Here is a 26,459-nt window from a genome sequence, read left to right on the forward strand (position 1 = left end):
TCAGGACTCTGTCGGCGTGATGCGCAACCTCACCCAGAGGCTCAACCTTGGCGACGGGCGTTGGGCTTTGCCTTGCTTCATCGGGGTGTGGTCGCTTCTCGTGATCGCTCCGCTTGTCGTGTTGATTGTGTTCAGCTTCTTTCAGACACAGTATTTCATGACGGTATACAAGCCGAGCTTGTATACCTGGAACGATCTCTTCTCCTCGGGCCGTTTCGAGGTGACGCTGCGGACGCTGCGCATTGCGCTGACCGTGACCCTGATCGATCTGGCTATCGGCTTTCCCTTCGCACTCTGGCTCGCGAAGGGAAAGACCAGCCGGACGGTTCAGGCCATCGCGCTCGCACTTCTGACCATTCCCTTCTTTATCGATCTGTCGTCGCGCATCATCGTCTGGCGGCCGATCCTTGATGAGCATGGGCTGATCAACAATTTTCTGCTCGCGACCCATATTGCGTCCGCACCGCAGCATTGGTTGCTTTACACGGAATGGCCGGTCCATTTCGTCATGGTCATCAGCAATTTCCCGATGATGGTTCTGCCCATCTATATGGCGATCAATGTCATTGACGATACGCTGATCGCAGCTTGTCAGGATCTCGGCGGTTCGCCGTTCCGCGTGCTGAGAGATATCATCCTGCCGCTATCGCTGCCCGGGATTTTGGGCGGCATCGTCTTCACGCTCGGCTCCGCGCTCGCGGCCTGGGTGGAACCCAGCATGCTGGGCGGCGGCTTCGTCGATGTTTTGAGCAATTCGATCTCCAGCGCCTATTCCGCCTTGCGCGTGCCCATGGTGGCGGCGCTCTCCACCTTCGTCGTCGTGCTTCTCGCCCTGCTGCTCCTGATCCTCACCCTGGCCATGCGCCGCTTCGTGAGGTTCGGCGAGGTTTTCCGGTCCATGAAGTCATGAGCAATCTTGTTGCCCCGTCACGCGATTTATGGAGCTATGCGCGGATCTGGCCGGGCCTTGCGAAATGGTCAGGCTGGGGCTTGCTGATCCTGATCTACGCGCCACTCGCCTGGCTCGCTCTGTTGTCCTTCAGCACGCGGCCGCTGTCGGGCATTCCTTATCCGCTGTCGCTGACCAATTATGCCGCCTTGGTGCATACGCCGGGATGGACTGGGCCGTTTCTGATCAGCCTTGGTATCGCCTTGCTTGTCGGGCTGATCACAGCCGTTATCGCCTGTTTCGTCGGTCGCGCCATTCCGCGATCGCCGCGCGCCGGGACCATCGTGCTCATCGCGCTATTGCCGCTGTTCATTCCGGGTGTCTCACTCGGGGCGGCGCTGTTCATTTTCCTCCGCGTTCTGCTCGGTCTCAATCTCGGCTATTGGTCGATCATGCTCGGCCATGTGATCTGGTCCTTCCCCTTCGCTTTGATCATCGTCCTGGTTCTCACGACAAGGTTCGACCATCGTCTGCTGGAGGCCGCGTCCGACCTTGGTGCCGGACCCTGGCGGCGGTTCTGGGATATCGAATTCCCGCTGCTGCGGCCGGCCATTATCGGTGCCGGCCTGTTCGGCTTCCTGCTGTCCTTCAATGAAGTGCAGCGCTCGATCTTTCTGCGCGGCACGGCCACGACGATGCCGATCTGGAACTGGACCATGGCCTCGTCCCAGCAATCGCAGATACCGATCATCTTCTCGCTCGCGACCGTGATTCTGGCCGTCGTGCTGCCGCTGCTTTGCCTTGTCTTCTGGTTCATCTTTGTTCGCATCGAGAAGGGGCGCTGACAGCGCCTGATCCGCCATGATCTACGAAACGCCTAGATTCTATCCGGCCGGCGACCGCTATATCGAAGTCGAACTCGGCAATGAGATGAGTTTCGACCTCAATATCGCGGTGCATGCGCTGGCCGCCGCCATTCGGGCGGCCGATCTGCCGGGGGTCATCGAGCTTATCCCTGAGATGGCCTCGATGCAGATTTCCTATGACGCGGACCGCATGTCCTTCGCGGATGTCTGCCGCGAGGTGGAGCAGCTTTACGCCTTGTCGTCGGGTGCGGGCGATATCGAGCTCGACAGCCGGCTGATCAATATTCCCATCCTCTATTTCGATCCTTGGACCGAAGCCTGTATCGCGGACTATCGTAGCCGCGTGACGGACAAGACCGAAGACCCGGAACTGCTCTGTGCCTTGAACAATCTTGCCGGGCGCAGTCACTTGAAGCGGTTGCACGCGGCGCCGGAATATTGGGTTGCGGCTTTGGGCTTCTGGCCCGGCCTGTGTTCGCTGATGCCGCTCGACCCGCGTTCGCGCATCGTGGCGCCGAAATACAATCCGCCGCGATCCTGGACACCCAAGGGTGCCATTGGCATCGGCGGCGCCATCACCTGCATCTATCCCGATCGGACGCCGGGCGGCTATCAGATTTTTGCTCGCACGCCGGTGCCGATCTGGGATCGGGAACAGAAATTGCCGGCCTTCAGGGACAATCTGGCTCTGTTCCGGCCCGGTGACCGAGTCCGCTTCATTCCCATCGAGCGCGATGAATACGATTACATAGAGGCCAAGGTTAGCGAAGGTCGTTACGTGCATTCCGTGGTTGATTACCAAAAATTCTCGATGGCCAATTACCGGACTTGGCTGCGCAAGCTGGAGCATGCCGCATGAGCAGCCGTCCTTTCTTCGAGGTTGTCGAACCGGGGCTTGAGACCTGCGTGCAGGAATTGCCGGGTCGTATCGGACATTGGGAGCAGGGGTTTCCGCCCTCCGGTCCGGCGGATGCCTGGTCCTTCCGGCTTGCCAATCTGCTGGTCGGCAATGACCGGGATGCGGCGGCTTTGGAATGTCAGTTCCTGGGGCCGAGTTTGCGCTTTCTGGCAGATGGCGTCATCGCCATGACGGGGGCCGAGATGATGCCACGCCTTGACGGCGCGGCAGTTGCCTTGTGGCAAAGCCTGCCCGTCCGCGCCGGCCAGGTGCTGGCGACCGGCGGCGGTCGCACCGGCGCGCGCATGTATATCGCCTTCGCGGGCGGCATCGATACGCCGAAAGTGCTGGGTTCCCGCGCCACATTCCATATGGCGGGGGTTGGCGGGGTCGAGGGTTTCGCGATCAAGGCCGGGCAGGTTCTGCCCGTGGGTGAGACCGCCGGCCCTGTGATGGCGCAGCAGATTCTGCCCGCGATGCGACCGCCGATCGAAACCGGAAAGATAGTGTCCGTCGAGGTCGTCGCTGGCCCCAATGATGACTGGCTGGGCGATGCGGGTGCGGCGGGCTTCCTGGCAGCGAATTGGACGGTGCTGGCGCAAAGCAATCGGACCGGTATGCGCCTTAAAGGACCAAGCATTGCCTTCGCACCGCGTGCCTATGACAAATTGCCGGAACATGGTCAGGATCCGGCCAATATCCTGGATCACGGCTATCCCGTCGGCGGCATCAATATCGCCGGCCAGACGCCCATTATCCTGTTGCAGGATGCGCCGAGCACGGGCGGTTTCATAAATCCCTTCACCGTGCCGAGTGCGGCACTTTGGAAGCTTGGGCAGATCCGGCCAGGTCAGCAGATCCGCTTCACGCCGGTCACGCTTGATGACGCACATGAGATGCGTCGCCGGCAGGATCTTATCTGCACGGCCAGCCAGGCTTTGGGACCGCTGTGACTGAGCATCGCAGGGGTCGCTTCAAGGCGACGCCTGCGGCCGGCATTATCAGCCTCGGCCATTGGCAGCGTGGAAATAATCCTCTGCCTCCGCGGGGCTGATGCGGCTGAGTTGATGAAGCGCGCGCCAGGCGCCAGGGCTATTCCGCAAGATGTAATCCCGGTTCTCAGGATGCATTTCGGCGCGCCAACCGGTGATGGAAACGGCAAGGGCCAGACGCATTGGAATGAGATCGTGCAATAGCGCGACTTCGGTTTCGGTCAGCGGCGTCAAGGAATGATAGCCGGCGACGATTTCGGAGGCAGTCTGCAAGGGGTGCTCGCCATCGAGCACCTGATAGCTGGCGGCGACCGCCAGGTCATAGATGCGCGGGGCGACGGCGATATCGCCGAAATCGATGATGCCGGTAATCTGCCGATGGTCCTGCGGCGATACCAGCAGATTATGGGGATTGAAGTCATTATGGATGGGTTGCGTGGCAAGCCCGGTCTGGCGCGGCAAGACGCGGTTCTCGAAGGCCGCCAGACGAGCTTCGACCATGCTGCGCTGTTCGGCATCCGGGATAGCGCTGATCAGCGGCCTGATCGATGCGGCCCGGCTCATGTCCCAGATGATGTCCAAGGTCGGGAAGGGGCCAGGGAAGCTTGCGAGTGCGGCATCAAGTACAGCAAGCGTTTCGCCTATTTTGCGCCTTTGCGCGGCATCGCGCGCGCCAAGATGCAAAGGCTCGCCGGCCAGGAAGGTGAGCATGCGGGCGGTGCGTTCCACCCCGGCCCAGGTTGCGCGGACATGGGGATTGCCGGTACGGTCATCGAGGACGCGTGGAACCGGAAGAGAGGAATCGACCGCTGAAATATGGCGGAGGCAAGCGGTCTGGAAGGCTGTGCTATCAAGCGCCTCACCAGGATGCGTTATTTTGAGCAGATATTCCGCGCCGTCATAAGCCTGGATCAGGAAATTCTGATCCCGCTCGCTGCCCAGGGGATGCGCCTTGGCTTGGATATCGAAATGTCGGCTAACGAAATTTTCGGCCTCACCGATCGAAATGGGCAGGACTTGGTCTGTAAATCGGCTATCCATAGGGTCAGCGGGCTCGTTTTTCAATTCGATGATACATGATATACCATCATAAAAAGCTCGGCGATAGGTGCTAGAAACGACTGCCTGCATGCTAAGACGCGAAATTGTTCAAGAGGATAGAGGCCGCTGCCTTGCTGAAGCTCAGCCATGAAACCCTGACCGACCGTGCCTATGCCGCCCTGAAGAAAGCCCTTACGGCCGGTGATTTCGCGCCCGGCCATGTGCTTGTCATTCGGACGGTGGCGGAAGCCTATGGCATTTCGCCGACGCCGGTGCGCGAAGCGCTGCAGCGTCTGGTAGCGGAACGCATGCTGGTGCTGCAGTCCAACCGCTCGATCATCGTGCCTTATCTGTCGGACAGTCGCTTCGCGGAGTTGACGCGCATCCGCTGCGCCTTGGAAGGCATGGCGGCGGAACGCGCGGCGACGCGGATGACGCCCGCCCAATTGGATGAGCTAAGGCAGATCGTCGCGAAAATTGAGGATGCGATCGCGCGGCAGGACATTCACGCTTACGTCCATCTCAACCGGGCTTTTCATTTCGGTATCTATGAATGTGCCGAATCGCCGATTCTTCTGTCTATGATCGAGGATCTGTGGTGTCAGGTCGGGCCGTTCTTCACGCATCTGTTCGACGATATCGTCTATGTGCCCAAGGCCAATAATCTTCACTTCATCATTCTGGAACTTCTCGCCAAAAAGGACGCGGAAGGTGTGCGAGACAGCGTCCGTATCGATATCGACACCGCGGCGCTGACTTTGACGCCGCAGCTAGAAAGCGAGTCCGCGGTCGAGGCCTTGATCGGGGCCTGACCGCGGTCGCGATCATCCGTTCGTCACGGGCCGGTCTTAGCTTGAGCTCAGCCGGGCAATGTCCAGAGCATCCCAAGTCGCATCCGGCAGCGATTGGCCGAACATCGCCACATTGCGCCGCAGGCTGGCGGGGCTGCCGGTGCCGATCAGCACGCTTGTCACCATGGGTTCGCGCAACGGGAAATGCATCGCGGCGGTTGCCAGGCTTGACCCGCTGGCGGTCGCCGCGTTTTCCAACGCACGCACCTGGTCCATAATCTGGGGCGAGGCTTCGGTATAGTTGAAGGTGGCACCTGGCCGCGCGCCGGTCGCCAGGATGCCCGAGTTAAACACGCCGCCGATCACAAGACGCGTTCCATTCCGGCGGCAAAGCTCCATCAACGCGGGCTCAGCAGAACGGTCGAGCAGCGTGTAGCGCCCGGCCAATAGAATGACGTCGAGCGGCATATGCGCGAGCAGATTGAGGCAAGCGGGCACTTCGTTCACGCCCAGCCCGATAGCTTTCACGGCGCCGGAGGATTTCAGCGACTCCAGCGCTTTCCGGCCGCTGTCGATAAAGACGCCGAAATGGTGGTGATAGGAGTCCGCTCCAAGTGTCGCGGTTTCAAGGTCGTGGATATAGAGGATGTCGATCGCGTTCATCCCCAGTCGCGTCAGGCTGTCCTCATAGGACCGCATGATGCCGTCATAGCTGTAATCATGGACCTGCGCGAAGGGCAAAGGCCGGACGAAACCGTGATCGGGAATCTCATGCTCCGGCACAGGTTTCAGCAGGCGGCCGACTTTCGTTGACAGAACATAGGAGCCCGTCGGTTTGCCGCGCAGGAAATCGCCGGTGCGACGCTCAGAAAGCCCATGGCCGTAATGCGGCGCCGTGTCGAAATACCGGATGCCGGCTTCCCAGGCGAGATCCAGCGTCGCCATCGCGTCTTCGCGCGACACTTCGCGGTAGAGATTGCCGATCCCGGCCGCGCCGAAGGAAAATTCCGTGAGCGTCAGGCCCGTCTGGCCGAGTTCGCGTCGGTTCATGATTGCATTTCCTCTCGGTTGAGACCACGGTCGGTCGCTTTGATCAGGCCGCGCAATTCGCCGAGACCCTTGACGCGCCCGATATAGGAATATCCAGGATTGGTTGCCTTGACGGCGTCGTCGCCCAGCAGATGGCCGTGATCCGGCCGGAAGGGAATGGCGGGGCGGGGATCTTCGCAGGCCAAACGACGCCGCTCCTCCCGCAGGAGCGCCTCAACGACCGCTGCCATATCAACGCCGCCATCCAGATGATCGTCCTCGAAGAACGAGCCGTCAGGCTCCGTCGTCACGTTCCGCAGATGCGCGAAATTGATCCGGCCCGCGAATTCCGTCGCCATGGCAACCAGATCATTATCCGCGCGTGCGCCATAGGAGCCCGTGCAGAGCGTGAGGCCGTTATGAGCGCTGTCATAAGCGGCAAGGATGGCGCGGACGTCCTGCGGCTTGGATACGACACGCGGCAATCCGAAGAGCGGGAAGGGTGGGTCATCGGGATGGATGCCGAGCCATATGCCGTATTCCTCGGCGACCGGCGCGACCTCCTTCAGAAAAGCGATCAGGTTGCCTTGCATCGTCGCGTCGTCAATTCCCTTGTAGGAATCGAGCAGACCGGTGATGGAAGCGCGCGTCTGCACCAAAGCGCCGCCGGGCAGGCCAGCGATGATATTCTGCTCCAGGCGATGCTTGTCCTCCGCGCTCATGGCGCTGGCGATCGCTTCGGCACGGAGAACCAAGGCTGGGTCGTAGTCGTTCGCAGCACCAGGGCGTTGCAGGATGAAAATGTCATAAGCCACGAAGGCAGTCATTTCAAAGCGCAGGGCCAAGCCTGTGCCACGTTGCGTGGGCCAACGTAAGTCCGTTCTTGTCCAATCCACCACAGGCATGAAGTTGTAGCAGACGGTGGGCACGCCGGCGCGCCCGAGATTGGCTAGCGTGTCTTTCCATCGTGCGATGGCGCGCGGCGCATCGCGGTCGCCGCGCTTCACGCTCTGCTCCATCGGGATCGATTCGCAGACCGACCAGGTCAGGCCGGCGGCCTCGATCATCGCCTTGCGGCGGAGGATCGCATCGGCCGGCCAGGCGGTACCATCGGGAATATCGTGCAAGGCCGTCACCACGCCCGCGGCGCCCGCCTGCCGCACGTGTTCCAGCGAAATCGGGTCGGCTTCGCCGAACCAGCGCCAAGTTTCTTGCATCTTCGCTCCTCAGTCGAATTGGTCGAGCGCCGCCAAAGCGCCGGCGGTACTGATCCTGCGATAGGCTTCCGTCAGCGCGGCCGCGAAACCCGGCTTGGCCCGCCATTCAGGTCCGAAGACAAGGTCGAAGCCCAGGAAGGCGTCGATGATTGCTTCGGGCGACAGCGTCGCCTGATCAGGCGAATGCCAGGCGTTGAAGGCCGGGTCGTGAATGACGGTGGGCAATCCACCCTCGCTCCGCGCAGCGCAGGAGCGGATCCACAGCGCCAAGGCCATCAGCACGGCGCCATGCGCCTGTCCGTCGCGCATGCGTTCAGCCAGTGGCGCCAGAAGACGCTGCGGCACTTTCTGCGAGGCGTCGGAGGCGATTTGCACAGTGCGATGTCTGAGCGCGGGATTGGCAAACCGGTCCTGGAGGCCGCGCGTGTAGCCGGGGCCATCGGTTTCGGGCGAAAGCGTGGGCGCGACCTCCCGCCAGTAGCGGTCGATGAAACGACGCGCGCGGGGGTCGCCATAGACATCGGCCACCGTCTCCAGTCCCGCGATCTGCCCGATGGCGGCAATGGCCGTATGCGCGCCGTTGAGCATGCGCAGCTTCATATGCTCATAGGGTTCGACGTTGGCCACGAATTCGACCCCGGAGAATTCAAGCTTCGGCCGGCCATGCGGAAACCGGTCTTCGATGACCCAACGGAAATAGGGTTCGGCGACGACCGGCCAGGCGTCGGTCGCGCCAAGCCTGGCGGCGACTGTTGCCCTGTCGGCATCGCTGGTTGCCGGCACGATGCGATCCACCATGGCGCAGGGACAAGCAATGTCCTGCGCGATATGCGCGACCAGGCTCGGGTCCGCGCGTTCCGCAAATTCCAGCAGCAGCGCCCGCAGCACGCGTCCATTCGCTGGCAGGTTGTCGCAGGACAGCAAGGTCAACGGCATCGCGCCGTCGGCGCGTCGCCTGCGGATGGCAGCCAGCAGGAAGCCGTAGATGGTGCGTGGGGCTTCCGGTTGAGCGAGATCCCAGCGGATGTCCGGATGGTCGTGCAACAGCCGGCGCTCCGCGAGATTGGCGAGATAGCCCTTCTCGGTCACGGTGAGGGTGACGATGCGGATGCGCGGATCGCTCAACCATCGGATCAGCCGCTCAGGGTCTTCCGGCGCGACGAGCGTTTCCAGGATGGAGCCGACGATCCGCAAGGATTCGCTTTCTCCATTGCGCTCGCAATAGGTATAGAGATTGTCTTGCGGCCCGATGGCGTCGCGCGTATCGGCGCTGCGCAGGGAGGCCGCGATGATGCCCCAATCGGTCTCGCCACGGCCAAGGACATCATCGATGAACAAGGCCTGATGGGCGCGATGAAAAGCCCCGACACCGAGATGCACAATGCCGGGCGCGACCTGCGCGCGGTCATAGGCCGGCACGGCGATGCCGGGTGGCAGGCGCGGCAAAACGGATTCGGAAAGGCGAGGGATCGACAAGCTGTCCTCCTTTTATCCCGCCGTTGGGTGTATTTTTGCCAGTTCAACCAAACTGAAGGCCGCCGTTCATGTCGATGACGACGCCGGTCATGAAGCCGGAGAGCGGTGAGGCAAGAAAGCGCACCGTATGTGCCACTTCCTCCGGCTCGCAGAGCCGGCCCACGGGAATGGCGGCAAGCTGCCGGTTGCGGTCCTCTTCCGAGAGCTGTTCCATGATCATGGGCGAAACGACATAGGCGGGGGCGATCGCATTCGCGGTCACGCCCTTGGGCGCCAGTTCACGGGCCGTCGAATAGGTCAGGCCAACCAGGGCGGCCTTGGACACTGCATAGGCCGTGCCGGCCGTCAGGCCGCCCGATTTCCAGGCATAGGACGCGATATTGATGACACGCCCCCATCGCTTGGCGATCATGCCCGGCATCGCGGCCTGCGTGAGCAGAAGGGCCGCATCGAGGTTGATTGCCATCAGCCTGTGCCATTCTTCCAGCGTCGTCGTCGCAAGCTTATTGGGCGACAGGATGCCTGCGTTATTGACCAGGATATCGATCGCACCGCGCTTTGCTTCGGCCGTGTGGGCCAAGACCCGCACAGCCTCCGCGTCGCTCAGATCCGCGACCATCGCTTCGCAGGATGCGCCCAAGGTTTGGGCCAGCCGAGCAGCGCTGTCCGCGTCCCGATCGACGGCCAGGACATGGGCGCCGGCTTGCACCAATGCGGCGGCAATTGCGCTGCCGATGCCGCCGGCGGCACCGGTGACCAACGCGGTCTTTCCTGTCAGTTCCATGGGTTTTTTCCCCCGTTCATTTTATTCATTCAAACAGACTTTGCCGCTGTGCCTCGGGAAGGCGCGCGAAGATCACGAAGATCATGTCCAGATGCGTCAGCAGCGCCGTTTCGGCGCCGGCAAGGTCGTGCTGGTCCAAGGCATCGATAATCGCCGTATGTTCGCGGATCACGTCGGGCAGCCGCTCCTTGGTTTGCCAGGAGCGCTGAAACCGGGAGAGCTGGACCTTGGCGGCCAGTATCGCCTGCCACACACCCTCGCGTCCCGCGAAGCTTGCCAGATGATGATGGAATTCCTCATCGGCATGATAGAAGCCGTCGCCGTCCCCCTTCGCGATGACCTGCTTTTGCTGCGCGATCGACTGGCGCATGCGCAGGCTCATATCCGGCGTCCAGCGCGGCGCGACCTCGCGCAGCAGCGCCACTTCCAACGACCGTCGGATGAAGTGATTGTCCTGAAGCCCGGCCAGACGGATCGGCGCGACGAAGCTGCCGATTTGTGGATAGACATAAACCAGCCCTTCCTCGGTCAGGCGCTGCAAGGCCGCGCGAACCGGGGTGCGGGACACGTCGAAGCGCCGGCAGATCGAGTTCTCGCTGATCGGACTGCCAGGCGCGAGCCGCACAGCGATGATAGCTTGGCGGAGGGCCGCATGGACCTGATCGGTGGCGGAGCGCTGGCGGTCCAACACCAGGTCCAGCCCCTCCAGCCCAGCCTTGCCCAGCAGCGTCCCTTTTTCCTCCGCAGCAGGCGTCTTGATCGCGCGAAGTGACATGCGATGCGCCTTCAACCGAAATTCCATTTGCAACTTGGATACAAGTGTTATAGTGTCCAACCCGTCCTTGCAAGAGGCGGAAACGGGCTCAAGACCTGAAAGAAGCGGCTCCGCCGCAACCAACAAAAAGAGTGCAGGAGAGAAATTCCAAGATGTTGAGACGAAGCATGCCGCGCGTCATGCGCGCTCTTCTCGTTGCCGGCGCCTTCGGATGCGCTGCCATCGGGCCTGTCTATGCGGCCAGCGATACCATGGTGGCGCTTGTCCCGCCTGGACCGCATCCGTATTTCGCGACCTGGAAACAGGGCGGTGCGGATGCCGCTAAAGCCTTCGGCCTCAAGGCCGCAGACTTCAAGGTGCCGCAGCAATGGCAATTGTCGGAGCAAAACGAACTTCTCGAAAGCCTGCTTGCTCAAGGCTATAACGGTTTCGTGATCTTCCCGGGCGATCCCGTCGGTTCGGTCTCGACCGTCAGCGAGATGGTCTCGAACGGCGCGCCCGTCGTCACCGCCGGCGGCTGCTTGAAGGACCCGTCCGATGCGGCCTTCTGCCTCGCGACCGATACCGGAAATTCCGCCTATCTCGGCACGAAGCAGCTTATTCGCGCGATGGGGCCGGGCAAGAAGCGTATCCTGCATCTGACCGGTTTCCTGGCGGATCCCAATACCCAGCTTCGTATCGACGCGGTCGAGAAAGCCGCGACAGAGTCCGGCGACCAGGTGGTGCAGGTCATCGCCGATATCGATGCGCCGGAACCGGCGGCGGAGAAGGTCAATGCCTATCTGGCCGCGCACGCGAATGATGTCGATGGCATCATCTCGACCGCCTGGGTGCCGTCGGTCGTCGCGGCCAATGCGCTGCGCAAGATCGGCGACAAGCGTATTCATATGGTGGCGATCGATACCGATCAGGTCGTGCTTCAGGCGATCAAGGATGGCTATGTCGATGGCACGATGATCCAGAATCCTTACGGTCAGGCCTATATCGGTGCCTATGCGGTCGATAAGCTGCGGTCTGGATGCCAGGTCAAGGCGGATGCACCGTTCAAGTCCAATGCCCTGACGAAGAAGTTTATCGATTCTGGAACCGCCTTCGTCGACGCGCATGACGTCGACAGCTACGTCCAGACGATGCAGGATAAAACCAAGCAGCTTCTGTCGACATTTGCGACGACTTATCTGACCTGCAAGTAAATTCAACGGACCCGGCGGGGCGGGCGTCTGCGCGCCTGTCCCCGCCGGGCGGCGGCCAATTCCATGCCGTGGGCGGCCCGGTCCGGCGAGAGCGGGCGGCCCCCTCCGATTCCGGCGTTCAAGGATCGTCTCATGCCGCTGTCATACGATACATCCTCGGCCGCTGCTCTTCCCGCAGCGACCTCCGCGTTGCGGTCCGGCCTGCCGCGCAGCCGCATCTTCATCTCCAACGAATTCGGCCTCATCCTGCTGATCGTGATATTCGCGCTCGTCTTCGGCACGATGACGCATGGCTTCACCAGCCATTTCAACTTGTTCACGCTGGGACGTAACACCGCCGTCAATATCATGATCGGGCTGTCGATGATGACCGTCATCGTCACCGGCGGATTGAACCTCGCCGTCGGTGCCATTGGCGTTTGCGCTGCCATGCTCTGTGGCTATGCGCTGCAGGTATTGCATCTGCCTTGGCCGATTGCGCTTTTGCTGGCGCTTGCCCTGGGTGCGGCGCTTGGCGCGGTCAACGGATTTGCCGTCGTGCGGACCGGCCTGCATAGTTTTATCATCACGCTTGCGACCATGAGCATTTTTTATGGCGTCATGATCTTCCTGACGCGGGCGGAAGCCTATCGTAACATTCCCTTCGGCTTCGTGCATTTTGGCAGCATGAAGGTCTTGGGTGATGTCTCTCCGCTGCTGCTTCTGGCCCTGGCCGTGGCTTTGGCACTCGCCGCGCTCTATCGCGGCAGTGTCTTGGGTCGCGAAATGCTGGCGACCGGCGCGCGGCGGGAGGCGGCTGAACTCTCCGGCATCCGCACCGGACGAATCATTACCTTGTGCCATATGCTCTCGGGCGCTTTGGCGACGGTGGCCGCGCTGATGCTGGTCGCGCGCAACGGCGCCGCTATCCCGTCCATGGCGGGGCAGCTTGGGCAGGACTGGCTTTTGCCGGCCTTTCTGGCACCGGTTCTGGGTGGGGCGGTGCTCAACGGCGGCAAAGCGCCGGTGTTCGGCACCTGCCTCGGAGCGGCGCTTGTCTCGATGCTCACCAGCGGCCTGCTGCTGATGCAACTCGGCGCCTTCTGGGTACAGACCTTCCTTGGTCTGCTTCTGCTGCTTGCCATGTTCCTGGACAAGGCGCGCCGCAGCTATCTCGCTTATCGCAACCTTGCGTGAGGATCGCAGCGTGTCAAAGCAATCTCTTCTCCGCCTGGCACAAGCCGATTGGTTCGGGCCTTTGGTTGTCACGCTCGCGGCGATTGCGATCATTCGCGGTTTCAGCCCGGACTTCCTCTCGCCCTATAATATCCAGACGCTTCTGATTGCCCTTGCCATCAATGCCCTGATCGCTTTCTCGCAGATGATCATTATTGCCATCGGGCAGATGAACCTGTCGGTGGGCGCCATCGGTGGTCTTGCGGCCATCGCCTTCGCCGGCATGATGCAGGTATGGCATCTGCCGGTCGCACTCGCCGCGATCCTGTCGCTGCTGATTGGCATCTTCTGTGGTGCGCTCAACGGCGCCTTGATCTCCGCCACCGGTATTTCGGCTTTCGTCATCACTTTGGCGACGCTTGCGATCTATAAGGGCATCAATCTAGGCATTACCCAGGCTCAGCCATTTTACGGCATCGCCGCCAGCGTGAAGCATTTCGGCAATGCGGCGCTGTTCGGACTGATCCCCATGCTCGCCGTGCCGACGGCTATCATAGCCGTCGCCCTGTGGTTTTTGCTGACAAGGCTGCCCATCGGCCGGTTCATCCTCGCGGTCGGCGGCAACGAACATGCCGCGTCACTCTCGGGTATCTCCGTGCGGTCCGTTGTCATTCTGGCCCATGCGATCTCGGGCTTTCTGGCGGCCTGCGCCGGCATGCTGCTGGTGGCCCGCCTGCAACTCGGCCAGCCCTCGATCGGGGATGACTGGCTGATCCTGTCTTTCGCCGCACCGGTGATCGGTGGGGCGGTGCTTTCCGGCGGTCATGTCAGCGTTGTCACGACGCTTTTGGGTGTCGCGATGGTGGCGTTGATCACCCAGGCGCTGGTTGTGTTTTCCATCGACCCCTTCCTGGTGCAGGTGGTGCTGGGTCTGCTGATTTTGGCGGCCGTCGGTATCAATCGTCTGCGCGAAACGCATCTCATTGCCAGAAGGGCGTGACATGACATCCAACCCTGTCTTCGAAGCCCGTGGTGTTGAAAAGATCTTCCCGGGCGTCAAGGCGCTCGGCGGCGTATCGCTGTCTTTGCTGCCTGGCTCCATCCACGCGCTTCTTGGTGAAAACGGCGCCGGCAAATCGACGCTCATCAAGGTGATTACCGGCGTTCACCGACCGACATCGGGTGAGATTCTGCTCGACGGCAATCGGGTTCACTTCGCCAATACGCGCGAGGCGCTGGCCGCCGGCATCGGCGTCGTGCATCAGGAGCGCAACCTCATCCCGCGCTTTTCGGTGGCCGAGAATATCCATCTGGAGCAGCTCGTCGGCCGTCCCTTGCGGCCGATCGACTATGCCGAACTCAATCGCCAGGCGCGGCAATGGCTGGACGAGATCGAACTGGATGTGGACCCGACAAGGCCGGTATCGGAACTCTCGGTCGCCCAGACCCAGCTTGTCGAGATCGCCAAGGCATTGTCGCTGCGCAGCCGCGTGCTTTTGCTGGATGAGCCGACGGCATCCTTGACCCCGAGCGAATCCCAGACGCTGTTCTCCATTTTGAGGCGGTTGCGCGATAGCGGCGTCAGTCTTGTTTTCGTGAGCCATAAGCTTGAGGAAGTGCTGGAGATTTGTGATCGTGTCACGGTGCTGCGCGATGGTCGCAATGCCTGCGAAAGCCAATCCATGCAGGGTATGAACCGGCAGGATCTGGTGCGCTTCATGATCGGGCGCAACGAGCAGGCCGGGGGCTGGCGCAAGCGCGATGTCACGGCCAGGCCGGTGTCGATGGCGCTGCAGGACGTCGCGACCGCCGCCGGACACCGCAACATCTCTTTCTCCGTGCGCCAAGGCGAGATTCTGGGGCTTTACGGTCTGGTCGGCGCTGGCCGTACGGAGCTTGCCAAGGCCATCATGGGCCGTATTCGGGTGACCGGCGGGCAGGTTCTGATCGACGGGCAGGCGGCGCGTATCAATTCGGTAGCGGACGCAATCCATCGCTACGGACTGGGTTATGTCAGCGAGGATCGGAAAAGCGACGGGCTGGTGCTCTCCCATTCGGTATTGGCCAATGCCGGCATCGTGGTGTGGCGCAAGCTTGCCGGGCGGTTCGGCCGTCTGTCGGATGCGGCGGTGCGCAAGGCCGTTCTGCCGTTTCTGGAGCAGCTTGAGGTGAAGACGCCGAGCCTGGCCCAGGTGGTGGCCAATCTATCCGGCGGCAATCAGCAGAAGATCAGCGTCGCCAAATGGCTGGCGGCCGGCGTCAAGATCCTCATCATCGACGAACCCTCCGTCGGTATCGACATCAAGACGAAAGCCTATCTTCACCAATTGATCCGCGAGCTGGCCGATCGCGGCACCGCGGTGGTGCTGATTACCAGCGATATGCCGGAGATGATCTCGCTCGCTGATCGCATCGCTGTCCTGGATAACTATCTTATCCAGGGTGAGGTCGAAAACGATGGCGTTTACGACCGGATGAGCCAGGCTATCATGAACCTCATTCACCATGAGGCGGGTCACGCGGCTGTGCCTGCCTGATCTTACGGCGCGGCAAGTCCAGGGACTTGCCGCGTGTCGATGCATTGGCCGCCAGATGTGACATCTGACGCGGCAAAGCTTTTCCCAAAACCCGGCGCTATCGCTAATTCTCCCCCAAAAATCCGGCCTGCCGAGGCGTGCGGACATATTGACACGTGTAAACATTAAAGATTACACGAGAAGCCGTCACCGGAAGGAGGAGCCGGAGGCAATTCCCATATTCAAGACACTCCTCCGCCTGTTTCGACTGACTCTAGGGAGGGGTTCATGATCTTTACACGCGCGACAACTTGCTTCGCGATGGCCGCCGCCATGACATTGACCGGTGGTGCGGCCTGGGCCGACGGCATCGGGGCCTCGCTGCTGACGCAGCAGCATCCGTTCTATATCGACCTTGCCAAGGCGATGAAGGCGGAAGCCAAGGCCGACAATGTCCCGCTGCATATCGCCATCGCCAACCAGGACTTGAGCACGCAGCTTGCGGATATCGAGGACTTCATCGTCGAGGGCGATAGCGTCATCATCGTCTCGCCCGTCGATAGCAAAGGCATTCTTCCCGCGATCATGAAGGCCGAAAAGGCCGGGATCAAGGTCATTACCGTCGATGTTCCGGCCGAAGGGGTGACGGTCACCTCGCATATCGGCACCGACAATTTCTCCGGCGGCGAAAAGGCCGGCGATCTGATGGCCAAGGACCTGGGCGACAAGGGCAATGTCGCGATCATCGACTATCCGACGGTGCAGTCCGTGGTGGCGCGGATCAACGGCTTCAAGAAGGCGCTTGCTGCCTATCCGGGCATGAAGATCGTCGCCGAGCAGACGGGTATTACCCGTGCCGACGCCTTGGCGGCTGCGCAGAACATGCTGCAGGCGCATCCTGATATCGATGGCATCTTCGGTTTCGGCGATGATGCGGCACTGGCGGCGGCTGTCGCCGTGAAGTCGCAGGGTCTGCAGAAGCAGGTGAAGGTCATCGGCTTCGACGGCATGAAGGAAGCCCGCGACGCGGTCGACAGCGACCCGGTGATGGTCGGCGTTATTCAGCAGTTCCCCGATCAGATGGGGAAGATGGCCGTCGACACCGCGGTGAAGGTGATGAAGGGCGAGACCGTCCCCGCCCTGCAGCCGATCGAGCCGGGCGTCTATACCGGCAAGAAGTGATCTGGACGCTGGCCGCGGCAACGCGTCCAGCCCCTGCCGGCTCCAACACGAAAGTGTAATTCCCCTATGACAGACTTGGATTCGGACGTCGTCCTGTCACTACGGGGCGTGCGCAAGACCTTCGGTCCCGTCGTCGCGCTCAAACATATGGACCTCACCGTTCGGCGCGGCCGGGTGCATACGCTTCTGGGTGAGAACGGCGCCGGCAAATCAACCCTGATGAAGATTCTGGCCGGTGTCTATACACCGACCGAGGGTAAAATGGTTCTGGGCGGCGCGCCCTATGCGCCGGTTGATCCGCGCGACGCATCGGACCGGGGCCTTGCGATCGTCTTCCAGGAACTGAGCCTCTGCAATAATCTGACGGTCGCTGAAAACATCCTTGCGACGCGTGAGCCGTCGCGGGCAGGATTCATCAACGATCGCCGTCTTGTCGAGCAGGCCGAAGCCCTGGTGCGCGAGCTTGGCTTGCCCATCAAGGTCAGGATGCGCGTCGGCGCCTTGTCCATCGCGCAGCGACAGCTTGTCGAAATCGCCAAGGGCCTCAGCCATGACGCCGATATCGTCATTCTCGATGAGCCAACATCGTCCTTGTCGGATTCCGAGGCGGAGATTCTATTCCGTATCATCGAACGCCTGAAGGCTGCCGGCAAGGCGATCATCTATATCTCCCATCGCATGGAAGAAATCATGCGGTTGTCGGACGATATTACCGTCATCCGCGACGGCGAATATGTGAAGACACTCGACCGGAACGAAACCACGATCGAGGAATTGATCGCGCTGATGGTCGGCCGGCGTATGGATGAGCTTTATCCGGCGCGTATCGGGGCGCCCCCTGATCCGGCATCCGCGCCTGTGCTGTCCGTCTCGTCGCTGACGCGCGCCGGTGAGTTCGAGGATATTTCCTTCGATCTGCGGCGCGGCGAAATCCTGGGCTTTTTCGGCTTGATCGGGTCTGGCCGATCCGAAGTGATGAACGCGATCTTCGGCATGCGCCGCGCGACGGGAACCGTTCAGCTGGACGGCAAACCGGTCTCGATTCGCTCCGCCTCGCAAGCCATCGCCCACGGCATCGGCTTCGTGACCGAGAATCGCAAGGAAGAGGGCCTTGTCCTGTCGCATGCCGTGCGGCCGAATATTTCCATGGCGGCTTTGGCGAGCGTTTCCGGTCGCGCGGGTTTCCTTGACACGGGCCGGGAACGCAGGGAGGCGCAGGCCGAAGTGAAGCGCCTGGCGATACGCACCAATAGTATCGAGACAATCACCGGCACGCTCTCGGGCGGCAATCAGCAAAAGATCGTGCTGGCGAAATGGCTGGCGACGAAGCCCCGTGTGCTGATCCTGGATGAGCCGACGCGCGGCGTCGATGTCGGGGCAAAGTTCGAGATCTACCGCATCATCCGCCAGCTTGCGGCGGAAGGCACGGCGATCATCATGGTGTCCTCCGAATTGCCCGAAGTCCTGGGCCTCTCCGACCGCGTCGTTATTTTGTCCGAAGGCCGTATCGGCAAGATCGCTCCCCGCTCCGACCTGACACCCGAGCGCGTGATGCGCTTCGCAACGGGACATTTTTGATGAACCAGACCGTTACCCTCTCGGCGCGCCGCGAGCAGTTGACCCATCACATGCGGCAGTTCGGGGGCATCTTCCTTGCCCTGATCGTGCTGTGCGTCATCTTCTCATTCGCCAATCACCGCTTCATGTCGCTGGCGAATTTCACGAATATCCTGCAGCAGGTGGCGGTCATCGCCATTGCCGCCTTCGGCATGACCTGGGTTATTCTGCTGGGTGAGATCGACCTGTCCATCGGGTCCATCATCGCGGTCGCCGGCATGGTCGGCGCGCAGATGCTGACCTTCGGGGTCGGCTTCGTCCCGACGCTGATCATCACGCTCGCCTCCGGCGCCGTGCTCGGTCTGCTCAACGGTCTGCTGACCGCCAAGTTGCTGCTGCCGTCCTTCATTGTGACGGTCGCGACCATGAGCGTCTATCGCGGTCTGGTCAGCCTGCCGACCAATGGCGCGCCTACGATGATCATGGATCCGGCCTGGACCGCGATCGGTGGCGACAGTTTCCTGGATGTGCCGATCATCATCTGGATCGTCGCTGCGCTGTTCATCATCAATCATGTCCTGCTCTCGCGGACGACCTTCGGGCGGCGCGCTTATCTGACCGGCGGTAACCGCGAGGCCGCGCTTTATTCCGGCATCAAGGTCGACCGGCTGAAGATCCTCATCTTCATGATTTCCGGTGTCATGTCGGCGGTTTCCGGCGTGCTGCTCTCCTCGCGCCTTTATTCCGCTCAGACGAATGCCGGCATGAGCTACGAGTTGGACGCCATTGCGGCGGCGGTCTTGGGCGGCACCAGTCTTTCGGGCGGCAGCGGCACCATGATCGGCACGCTGGTGGGCGCGCTGATCATCGGCGTGCTGAACAACGGCATGACCATGCTCTCCGTCCCGTATTTCTACCAGTTGATCGTCAAGGGTCTGGTGATCCTGGTCGCGGTCTGGCTCGATGTGCGCTCCAAGCGCCGGCAGGCCTGATCCATGGACAAGCTGGTATTAACGGTCGGCGAAATCCTCGTCGAAATCATGGCGACGACCCGCGGAGATGGTTTCCGGGAGGCGCAATCGCTGATCGGTCCTTTCCCCTCCGGTGCGCCGGCAATCTTCATCGATCAGGTCGGGCGGCTGGGCACCGCCGCCGCCATCATCTCCCGCGTCGGTGACGATGATTTCGGGCGGGTCAATCTCGAACGGCTGCAGGCCGATGGCGTCGATGTCTCGGGCGTGGCGGTGGCGCGGGGCGAGGCCACGGGCAGCGCCTTCGTGCGCTACCGGGAAGACGGCAACCGCGACTTCGTCTTCAATATCGCGAATAGCGCCTGCGGCAAGCTGTCTATGACGGCGGAGGCAGAGACTTTGCTGGAGCGTGCGGCGCATCTGCACCTGATGGGCACGGCGCTTTGCGCACCTGGCCTGGTCGGTGTGGTGCGGGCCGCCATCGACCGGATCAAGCGGCGCGGCGGCACCTTGTCCTTCGACCCCAATCTTCGGCCCGAGATACTGAATACGCCCGGCCTGCGGGAGGCTTTGGACGAGGTGCTGGCCCAGACCGATCTATTTCTCCCGTCCGGCAACGAAATCTTTCTCTTCACCAAGGCCCGCAGCGAAGCGGAGGCTGTGGCCGAACTGCATGCGCGGGGCATTGGTGAGGTCGTCATCAAAAAGGGCGATCGCGGCGCCTGCCATTACGGTCCTGCCGGCCGGACCGATGTCGCGCCGATTGCCGTTGACGAGATCGACGCGACCGGGGCCGGCGACTGTTTCGGCGGCGCCTTTGTCAGCTTCTGGCTGGCCGGCGCCGATGCGTCTATTGCTTTGCGCTATGCCAATGCGGCCGGTGCGCGGGCGGTGACGCGGCTAGGCCCCATGGAGGGCGCGTCGACGCGGGCGGAACTGGATGCGTTTCTGCTCGCGATGAAAGGATAATCTTATGACCATCAATCCTTTGCTGGATATTGCCGGCTGGCGCAGCCGTCCGGGTTTCAGTGGCATTCCCTCGGTCTGCTCGGCCCATCCCATGGTGTTGGAAGCCGCGATGCGCGCGACCCTGCCGACGCCGCTGCCCTTGCTGATCGAAGCGACCTGCAACCAGGTCAATCAGGACGGCGGCTATACCGGCATGACGCCGGCTGATTTCCGTGGCTTCGTGTCTGAGATCGCGGCGCGCACTGGTTTTCCGATGGATCGCATCATTCTGGGTGGTGATCATCTTGGCCCCAACCCGTGGAAATCGCTCCCCGCCGCGGAGGCGATGGACAGGGCCGAGGTCATGATCCGGGCCTTCGCCGCCGCCGGCTTCACGAAGCTGCATCTGGACTGCTCGATGGGCTGCGGCGGGGATAAGGTGCCCTTGTCCGATGCCGAAGTCGCCAAACGGGCGGTGAGACTGGCGGGCGCGGCCGAGACCGCGCTGCCGGGCGGGGATTTGCCGAAGCCCGTCTATATCATCGGCACGGAAGTGCCGATTCCGGGCGGTGCGATGGAAGAGATTGAGGGTTTGGAACTCACCAAGCCAGCTGCGGCCAGCGAAACGGTTGCGGTCCATCAGCGCGCTTTTGCGGAAGCCGGACTGTCTGACGCCTATGGTCGCGTCATCGCTGCCGTGGTTCAGCCCGGCGTCGAATTCGGCAATCACAATGTGGTCGACTACGACAGCGCGGCGGCACAAGCGTTGAGTGGCGTCTTGGCGGGCCTGCCAGGTTTCGTCTTCGAAGCGCATTCGACCGATTACCAGACGCGCGCGGCGCTGACCGCTTTGGTGCAAGACGGTTTTGCGATCCTGAAGGTCGGTCCCGGCCTGACCTTCGTGCTGCGCGAGGCGCTGTACGGTCTCGATGCCATTGCCGAGGAACTGTTCCCTGGTCAACGCAAGTCGACGTTGCGGGCCGCGATGGAAGGCGTGATGCTGGCCGCGCCGGATAACTGGGACCGGTATTACGAGGGTACCCCGGCGGAACGCGCGCTGCAGCGCCATTTTTCCTATAGCGACCGCATTCGCTATTATTGGCCGCAGCCGGAGGCCGCCGCCGCTGTCGCGGCACTTTTCGACCTTCTGGATGGCGTGGATCTGCCGGAGACGCTGATTGGCCAATATCTGGGCGCGCGCTATGCGGCGGTTCGGGCCGGACGCCTGCCGCCCAGGGCCCATGCCCTTGCGCTCGCAGCCGTGGAAGCGCTTATGCTGGACTATATTTCGGCCTGCGGGGAGTGATGCACCGAAGGCTCAAAAAGGTTTTGGACCAAAAAAGAGGATGACGGACATCCCTGATATCCGGACGATGGAGGATTTCGCGACCTATGTCGGCCTGTCGCGCCCGACGGTTTCGAAATATTTCAACGATCCTCGTTCGGTGCGGTCCGTCACCCGCGACAAGATCGAAGCCGCGATCGAAACATCGAATTTTCGGCCCAATCTTTTCGCAGCCAATCTCAAACGCAGTCGCACGCGTGTTCTTGGGATCATCATTCCGAACTCGACCGATCCTTTCTACATGGCTTTGACGGAGCGCATCGAAGCGATTGCCGAGGCTGCCGGCTATTTCGCGTTCATGCTGTCCTCGAACGGCCGCATCGATCTTGAGGCCGAGGCGATCGATCGCTTGCAGTCCATGAATGTAGCCGGTGCCATCGTCATTCCGGTCGGGGCCCGCGACATCAATGCCCGGCTGACGTCGCTCGCGAAAAAGATTCCGCTCGTCTATGTCGATAATCCGCCCGATGACGATCTGCCCTTTGTCGGCACAAATAACGATCAGAGTTTCGGCGTTATGGTGGATTATCTCTGCCGGTCCGGTGAGCCGCCTTGCTATCTCGGCATGCCCGAAATCAATCGCAACGCGTCCTCGCGGCGCAGGGCCTATATGCGCGCCATGGAGCGGTTCGGCGAAACGCCGAAAATTCTCCCGATACCCGACAGCCAGAGCTGGGATTTCGAACGGTTCGGGCATGAATTGACGGCGCAATTTCTCACGAGCGGACTGCCGACGCGCACATTGCTTTGCGCCAATGATCGCATTGCGCTCGGTGCGCAGCTGGCTGCCTGGGAGGCAGGGTTGAAGGTCGGGCATGGCGCGGATTGCACCTTGAGGATCGCCGGCCATGACGATCATCCGCTATCGCGTTTTGCCTGCCCTCCGCTCACGACCATGGCCCAGAATGTCAAGGAGATCGGATCCTTGGCGATGTCCCAACTGATGTCGCGCCTGTCGGAGAATTCCGTCGAGGCCGGACCGGCCGGTGAACGTGTGCTGCTGCGTGGGGATTTGAAGTTGAGAGCCTCAGCTTAACTGAGGCTGACGCAATAGAGGTAAGATCGGCCGATAGTTTGGCCGCGTTAATTCGGTCAGGTGCGAATATCGCGGATCGGCGCGATAGGATCGAACAGCATCTCCTCGGGCGGCCGGATGGCGGCCGCCATAAAGGCTTCGCGCAGTTTTTCGTCGCCGCCCTGTTCATAGGCTGCCAGCCATCCGGTCCAATGGCTCCCGCCAAGGAAGGCCCCGGCGCTTTCGGCAGCCCGAACGGCCTGGCCGCCATTGATCACTTTACGCTTGAACTGCTCGAAACTGCGATGCTGAAACTCACGCAGATAAAGCCCATACTTGAATGCGCCCGTATATCTCAGCGGACGATCAGTCCTGGGCCAGGCGTCATGATTGCCCTGTGTGATGGTGACATCGCGCTTGGCCCGGATTGCGACTTTGGGCGGTTGTCTGCCCATATCCGTCCTGACCGGCATGCGCCCGAACGGGTCCCCCAGGACCAAATCCAGACTGACCGGCAATAGGCAATGATTGACCTTCTGGATGACCAATACATCGATGTCTTGCGGCACGAGGGAAAGGGTGTGGATGCCATCCTCGGTACAAGGAAACTCATCGGCGTCGATGGGGAAAATCCATTCCAGTCCCGGCCAGAAGGCATTGGCGAACTGCATGAGTGCGGTTGTCTTAGCCGATTGCATATAGGCAAGCGAATTGTCGTCGATGATGAGGATTTCCATGTCCGCGAGGCTATGCCTCAGCGCGCGTAAGATAGCGGCAGTCTGGTCGGATGATCCGTTGTCGAGTATGGCAAGCCGGCGGAACCCGACGCGGTAAAGATGGCGGATATTGTGGCTGATGATATCCGCTTCGTCTTTCACCATCATAATCGCACAAAGACCCAGGTCAGGCTCTCCGGAATAGGATTGCCGCAAGCTGCGATCCTGCCGGCGGGTAAATTGGATCATGTCGGCCTGGGTTGCCCCGATCCAATCATAGGGATTGAGCTCGCTCATCTTGGCGAGTTCAAGCGAACGTCCTGTCCAAATCAGGTCAAGCGGTTCTGCCAAGGAACGGGGCTATCTCTATCTTGCGTTAGACGGCTTTTGGCACACAAAGCGCCGCAGGTGGGGCCTCATGCCATATGCGTTGATAGGCTTCCGCGACATTGGCCTTCTGCGTGGCAAGACCCGGAAGCACGATCCAGGAGGGCGGATCCCGACCGAGGAGGGAGGTGATCGTCGCCTTCGCGACGGCCACCCCCTGATCATAGGCGCGTTGTGCGGCGATGCCTTTGATGAAGTCGCCGGCAGCCAGAGCCAAGGCCGCCTGATTGCCCAGATCGACGGTCGTGACCGGCAGGCATTGCCCGCGTGCGGCCAGAACCTTCACGGCCTCCATCGCAGGCAGGTCCCAAACGGCGAACAGCCCGGCCAGATCGGGATTGGCGTCAAGAAAAGCGGTAAAGATCGCGGCCAAGGAGCCGAGGTCCGGGAATTTGATGGCGCTCAGCCTGATATCGGGCCGCTCGCTGCCCATCCATTTCCGAAAGGCGATCTCACGCTCATTGGTGGCGAAGAAATCGGCTTGATAGGACAGGATACCGACCCGTCCTGCCGGCGGAATATAGGGGGAGAGCAGTCGCGCCCCGATGGTGCCGAGCCCGAAATTATCGGCGGAGATGACGCTGACATAGTCTGACCCTGGCAGCAGCCCGGTCGGCCCGTTATCGAGCAAAGCGAGCTTCACGCCGGCACGGGAGACGCGCCGATGCGCGTCCGCCACGGCACTGCCGCCGACGGGAATGCTGATGATGGCGTCCGGTGCGCTGTCGGTGAGGCGACCCAGCGCGCGGATCTGAGTGTCGATCTGAAAGCCGCAATCCACGACCTCATCCAGGCTGGCACCATAGACATCAAGCGTCGCAGCGATGCCCTTCAGCGCCTGCTTGGCCCAGTCGCTGGTCGTTGTATGCAGCACGACACAGAGGCGGAAACAGGCCAGCCGTGCGCGTTCGGCGTCAGCCTCGGAGATGTCCAGCTGTTCGAAAGGCGCTCCGCGCTCCCCATGCGGACCCAGGCCGGCGATGGACATCACAATGATCCTTGTCCGCCGCGCGGGCCGCAGCAATAGGCGGGCGGCCTGGCGGTCAGGAACGTTGTCTCACCGCTTGCCGCGATGGGCATGGAAATTCTCCTCTGGTCCCGCTCTTTAGGGCGGGCCCGACATCTGGGGCGGAAATCTAACAGGAGGCGACGGGCTCTCCAAGGCCGGTGGTGCCGATGGCCAGGTCTCATCGGTCGGGCGACGGGTCAGGCGGCGGCGGCATGCGCCGCGATTGCGTTACCCGCGCCAGCAGAGCCTGGACATCCGGATGTTGCAGGGGCGTGCCGGTCGTGATCCAGCCGCCAAGTCGATCACTCGCGAACAAAGCGTCGACGGTCAGCAGCCCCGCCCCGATGAGGCCGGCCGAGCGGCCCATCTGCGAGCGGATGATTTGCAGGTCGCGCGTCACGACGGGCGCCGTGTGCCGGTAGATCGTTTCGCGAATGGCGGCGAGGAGAATATCCCCTGTCCGCGCGAGTTCTCCCCCCAGCACGATGACGGCTGGATTAAGCGCATTGGCCAGTCCGGCCAGCACCTTCCCGATAAGCTGGCCGCAGCGGGAGAGGAGTTCCGCGCAATAAGGATCGCCCAGCCGGGCCGAGAAACCGATATCCGCCAAGGCCAACTGGCCATTCGCCGCCAGAACCTCGGCCAGGTAGCGGCTGCGGCCATCCTGGGCCGCCTGCAGCGCTTCGCCCACTATAGCGCCGGCGCCCGCGACCAACTCCAGGCAGCCGATATTGCCGCAGCGGCAAACCTCCCGGCTGCTGTCGGTCGCGATATGACCGATCTGGCCGGCTATGCCATGCGCGCCCCGATGCAGGCGCCCGTCCGACATGAGGCCCGCCGTGATCTCATCGCCCAGATCCACATACAGGAAATCCCGATTGCTCATGCCGGCTTCGTTCCGGACACCAAATTCGCCGATCGTCATGAGCTGAACGAGGCTGCGCACCCAGACGGGCGCACGGTAACGCGCGACGAGATTTTCGGTCAAAGGCGCCTTGTCGGTGGCGATTGCAGAGTCAAGCGCGTCGAGGTTCAGGCCCGACGCGTCAAGATTAAACAGCGAGACGGGCGTGCCGAGGCCGATGGCCCAGACATCCCGCGCCTCGGGATATTGGTCCAGCATCCAGTCAAACAGCGTATCCAGCCGCTTTAGCGACGCGGCGGGACCTTGAGCCGCATCGATCGCCTCGTAATGCTCGACCCTCAGCCGCCCGGCGAGATCCGCGAGACCCACGCCGATTGTCGTACTATCCAATGTCGCGACCAGGATTCGCCCGGCATCCGCACGGAACTTGACGCGGCGTGGCGCGCGCCCGCCGATCGCAGGTCCCAGCTCGCCTTCCTCGACAAGACCGAGATCGATGAGGGCGGTGAGACGATCGGTGACGACCGCGCGACCAAGCCCGGACAGCCGCTCGATCTCCAGCCTGGTATCGGCGCGGCCGGAGCGAATGAGCTCCATGACAGCGACAAGGCTGTATCGTTCGGAATCGCCCCGGCGCCCTTGGCCCGCATGGGTGGAGGGCGCTTCCCGCCCTTCGGGCGTTTTTGGCATCTGCCGGATAACCTTCGGCTTGGAACTCATCGGACCCTTCGCTCGGCGCCGCTTCCGCGAAACATTCGCCCAGAGGCAAGGCAAACCCTTCGATAACAAAGCAATAGCAGGGTATGCGGATTTTTTTCAACTGAAGTCACAGGCCTTATGTC

Annotated in this window: 24 protein-coding genes; 15 read left to right on the forward strand and 9 right to left on the reverse strand. The window is 61.7% G+C overall.

Annotated features, from left to right (window positions below):
- The first annotated feature begins 19 nt into the window (after positions 1 to 19).
- The 4 genes from ACELLULO517_RS13740 to ACELLULO517_RS13755 are packed head-to-tail and all read left to right on the forward strand — an operon-like array spanning position 20 to position 3,606.
- Positions 20 to 910: an ABC transporter permease gene (locus tag ACELLULO517_RS13740; protein WP_227307972.1), complete on the forward strand. Its 891-nt coding sequence runs from the start codon at positions 20 to 22 to the stop codon at positions 908 to 910.
- Positions 907 to 1,734, forward strand: a complete 828-nt coding sequence (locus ACELLULO517_RS13745) for an ABC transporter permease (RefSeq protein ID WP_227307973.1) — start codon at positions 907 to 909, stop codon at positions 1,732 to 1,734. The genes ACELLULO517_RS13740 and ACELLULO517_RS13745 overlap by 4 nt, the downstream gene beginning before the upstream one ends.
- 16 nt (positions 1,735 to 1,750) lie before the next feature.
- Complete coding sequence (locus ACELLULO517_RS13750; protein ID WP_227307974.1) at positions 1,751 to 2,614, forward strand: 5-oxoprolinase subunit B family protein; 864 nt, start codon at positions 1,751 to 1,753, stop codon at positions 2,612 to 2,614.
- Positions 2,611 to 3,606, forward strand: a complete 996-nt coding sequence (locus tag ACELLULO517_RS13755; RefSeq protein ID WP_227307975.1) for a 5-oxoprolinase subunit C family protein — start codon at positions 2,611 to 2,613, stop codon at positions 3,604 to 3,606. The genes ACELLULO517_RS13750 and ACELLULO517_RS13755 overlap by 4 nt, the downstream gene beginning before the upstream one ends.
- A 48-nt stretch (positions 3,607 to 3,654) precedes the next feature.
- Here the strand turns inward: ACELLULO517_RS13755 and ACELLULO517_RS13760 are convergent, their stop codons facing one another.
- Positions 3,655 to 4,686, reverse strand: coding sequence for a phosphotransferase (locus tag ACELLULO517_RS13760; RefSeq protein WP_227307976.1), 1,032 nt, complete (start codon positions 4,684 to 4,686; stop codon positions 3,655 to 3,657).
- 104 nt (positions 4,687 to 4,790) lie between these two features.
- On the opposite strand from ACELLULO517_RS13760, the gene ACELLULO517_RS13765 reads away from it, so the two are divergent.
- Entirely contained in the window at positions 4,791 to 5,498 is a 708-nt protein-coding gene (locus ACELLULO517_RS13765) for a GntR family transcriptional regulator (RefSeq protein WP_227307977.1), read from the forward strand.
- Between the two features lie 36 nt (positions 5,499 to 5,534).
- Here the strand turns inward: ACELLULO517_RS13765 and ACELLULO517_RS13770 are convergent, their stop codons facing one another.
- Genes ACELLULO517_RS13770 through ACELLULO517_RS13790 form a run of 5 tightly spaced genes read right to left on the reverse strand, consistent with a single transcriptional unit; the run spans position 5,535 to position 10,758 of the window.
- Positions 5,535 to 6,527 carry an aldo/keto reductase gene (locus tag ACELLULO517_RS13770; RefSeq protein WP_227307978.1) on the reverse strand — a complete coding sequence of 331 codons (993 nt, stop codon included), beginning with the start codon at positions 6,525 to 6,527 and terminating at the stop codon, positions 5,535 to 5,537.
- On the reverse strand, positions 6,524 to 7,723 hold the full coding sequence (gene uxuA / locus ACELLULO517_RS13775) for a mannonate dehydratase (protein ID WP_227307979.1): 1,200 nt from the start codon (positions 7,721 to 7,723) through the stop codon (positions 6,524 to 6,526). Before uxuA ends, ACELLULO517_RS13770 begins: the two co-directional genes overlap by 4 nt.
- A 9-nt stretch (positions 7,724 to 7,732) precedes the next feature.
- On the reverse strand, positions 7,733 to 9,199 hold the full coding sequence (locus ACELLULO517_RS13780; RefSeq protein ID WP_227307980.1) for a mannitol dehydrogenase family protein: 1,467 nt from the start codon (positions 9,197 to 9,199) through the stop codon (positions 7,733 to 7,735).
- Between the two features lie 43 nt (positions 9,200 to 9,242).
- Entirely contained in the window at positions 9,243 to 9,983 is a 741-nt protein-coding gene (locus tag ACELLULO517_RS13785; RefSeq protein WP_227307981.1) for an SDR family NAD(P)-dependent oxidoreductase, read from the reverse strand.
- Positions 9,984 to 10,008: 25 nt separating this feature from the next.
- On the reverse strand, positions 10,009 to 10,758 hold the full coding sequence (locus ACELLULO517_RS13790; RefSeq protein WP_227307982.1) for a GntR family transcriptional regulator: 750 nt from the start codon (positions 10,756 to 10,758) through the stop codon (positions 10,009 to 10,011).
- Between the two features lie 152 nt (positions 10,759 to 10,910).
- On the opposite strand from ACELLULO517_RS13790, the gene ACELLULO517_RS13795 reads away from it, so the two are divergent.
- The 10 genes from ACELLULO517_RS13795 (at position 10,911) to ACELLULO517_RS13840 (ending at position 22,661) form a co-directional block, all read left to right on the forward strand.
- A complete protein-coding gene (locus ACELLULO517_RS13795) occupies positions 10,911 to 11,951 on the forward strand; it encodes a sugar ABC transporter substrate-binding protein (protein ID WP_227307983.1) in 1,041 nt (346 codons plus the stop codon).
- A gap of 132 nt (positions 11,952 to 12,083) precedes the next feature.
- Positions 12,084 to 13,127 (forward strand): ABC transporter permease, encoded by a 1,044-nt coding sequence (locus ACELLULO517_RS13800; RefSeq protein WP_227307984.1) that lies wholly within the window; start codon positions 12,084 to 12,086, stop codon positions 13,125 to 13,127.
- Positions 13,128 to 13,137: 10 nt separating this feature from the next.
- A complete protein-coding gene (locus tag ACELLULO517_RS13805; protein ID WP_227307985.1) occupies positions 13,138 to 14,106 on the forward strand; it encodes an ABC transporter permease in 969 nt (322 codons plus the stop codon).
- A gap of 1 nt (position 14,107) precedes the next feature.
- Positions 14,108 to 15,643 carry a sugar ABC transporter ATP-binding protein gene (locus ACELLULO517_RS13810; protein WP_227307986.1) on the forward strand — a complete coding sequence of 512 codons (1,536 nt, stop codon included), beginning with the start codon at positions 14,108 to 14,110 and terminating at the stop codon, positions 15,641 to 15,643.
- A gap of 267 nt (positions 15,644 to 15,910) precedes the next feature.
- A complete protein-coding gene (locus ACELLULO517_RS13815; protein ID WP_227307987.1) occupies positions 15,911 to 16,804 on the forward strand; it encodes a substrate-binding domain-containing protein in 894 nt (297 codons plus the stop codon).
- 66 nt (positions 16,805 to 16,870) lie between these two features.
- Positions 16,871 to 18,382, forward strand: coding sequence for a sugar ABC transporter ATP-binding protein (locus ACELLULO517_RS13820; RefSeq protein WP_227307988.1), 1,512 nt, complete (start codon positions 16,871 to 16,873; stop codon positions 18,380 to 18,382).
- Positions 18,382 to 19,353 carry an ABC transporter permease gene (locus ACELLULO517_RS13825; RefSeq protein WP_227307989.1) on the forward strand — a complete coding sequence of 324 codons (972 nt, stop codon included), beginning with the start codon at positions 18,382 to 18,384 and terminating at the stop codon, positions 19,351 to 19,353. The genes ACELLULO517_RS13820 and ACELLULO517_RS13825 overlap by 1 nt, the downstream gene beginning before the upstream one ends.
- Before the next feature lie 3 nt (positions 19,354 to 19,356).
- Complete coding sequence (locus ACELLULO517_RS13830; protein ID WP_227307990.1) at positions 19,357 to 20,301, forward strand: tagatose kinase; 945 nt, start codon at positions 19,357 to 19,359, stop codon at positions 20,299 to 20,301.
- 4 nt (positions 20,302 to 20,305) lie between these two features.
- Entirely contained in the window at positions 20,306 to 21,586 is a 1,281-nt protein-coding gene (locus tag ACELLULO517_RS13835) for a D-tagatose-bisphosphate aldolase, class II, non-catalytic subunit (protein ID WP_227307991.1), read from the forward strand.
- A 40-nt stretch (positions 21,587 to 21,626) separates the two neighbouring features.
- Positions 21,627 to 22,661, forward strand: coding sequence for a LacI family DNA-binding transcriptional regulator (locus ACELLULO517_RS13840; RefSeq protein ID WP_227307992.1), 1,035 nt, complete (start codon positions 21,627 to 21,629; stop codon positions 22,659 to 22,661).
- A gap of 56 nt (positions 22,662 to 22,717) precedes the next feature.
- Here the strand turns inward: ACELLULO517_RS13840 and ACELLULO517_RS13845 are convergent, their stop codons facing one another.
- The 3 genes from ACELLULO517_RS13845 to ACELLULO517_RS13855 form a co-directional block, all read right to left on the reverse strand.
- Positions 22,718 to 23,653 carry a glycosyltransferase family 2 protein gene (locus ACELLULO517_RS13845; RefSeq protein ID WP_227307993.1) on the reverse strand — a complete coding sequence of 312 codons (936 nt, stop codon included), beginning with the start codon at positions 23,651 to 23,653 and terminating at the stop codon, positions 22,718 to 22,720.
- A 79-nt stretch (positions 23,654 to 23,732) separates the two neighbouring features.
- Positions 23,733 to 24,731: a substrate-binding domain-containing protein gene (locus ACELLULO517_RS13850; RefSeq protein ID WP_227307994.1), complete on the reverse strand. Its 999-nt coding sequence runs from the start codon at positions 24,729 to 24,731 to the stop codon at positions 23,733 to 23,735.
- A 199-nt stretch (positions 24,732 to 24,930) separates the two neighbouring features.
- Positions 24,931 to 26,307 (reverse strand): ROK family protein, encoded by a 1,377-nt coding sequence (locus ACELLULO517_RS13855; protein WP_227307995.1) that lies wholly within the window; start codon positions 26,305 to 26,307, stop codon positions 24,931 to 24,933.
- Between the last annotated feature and the right edge of the window lie 152 nt (positions 26,308 to 26,459).

This window comes from Acidisoma cellulosilyticum, from assembly GCF_020621385.1.
GTDB classification, from domain to species: domain Bacteria; phylum Pseudomonadota; class Alphaproteobacteria; order Acetobacterales; family Acetobacteraceae; genus Acidisoma; species Acidisoma cellulosilyticum.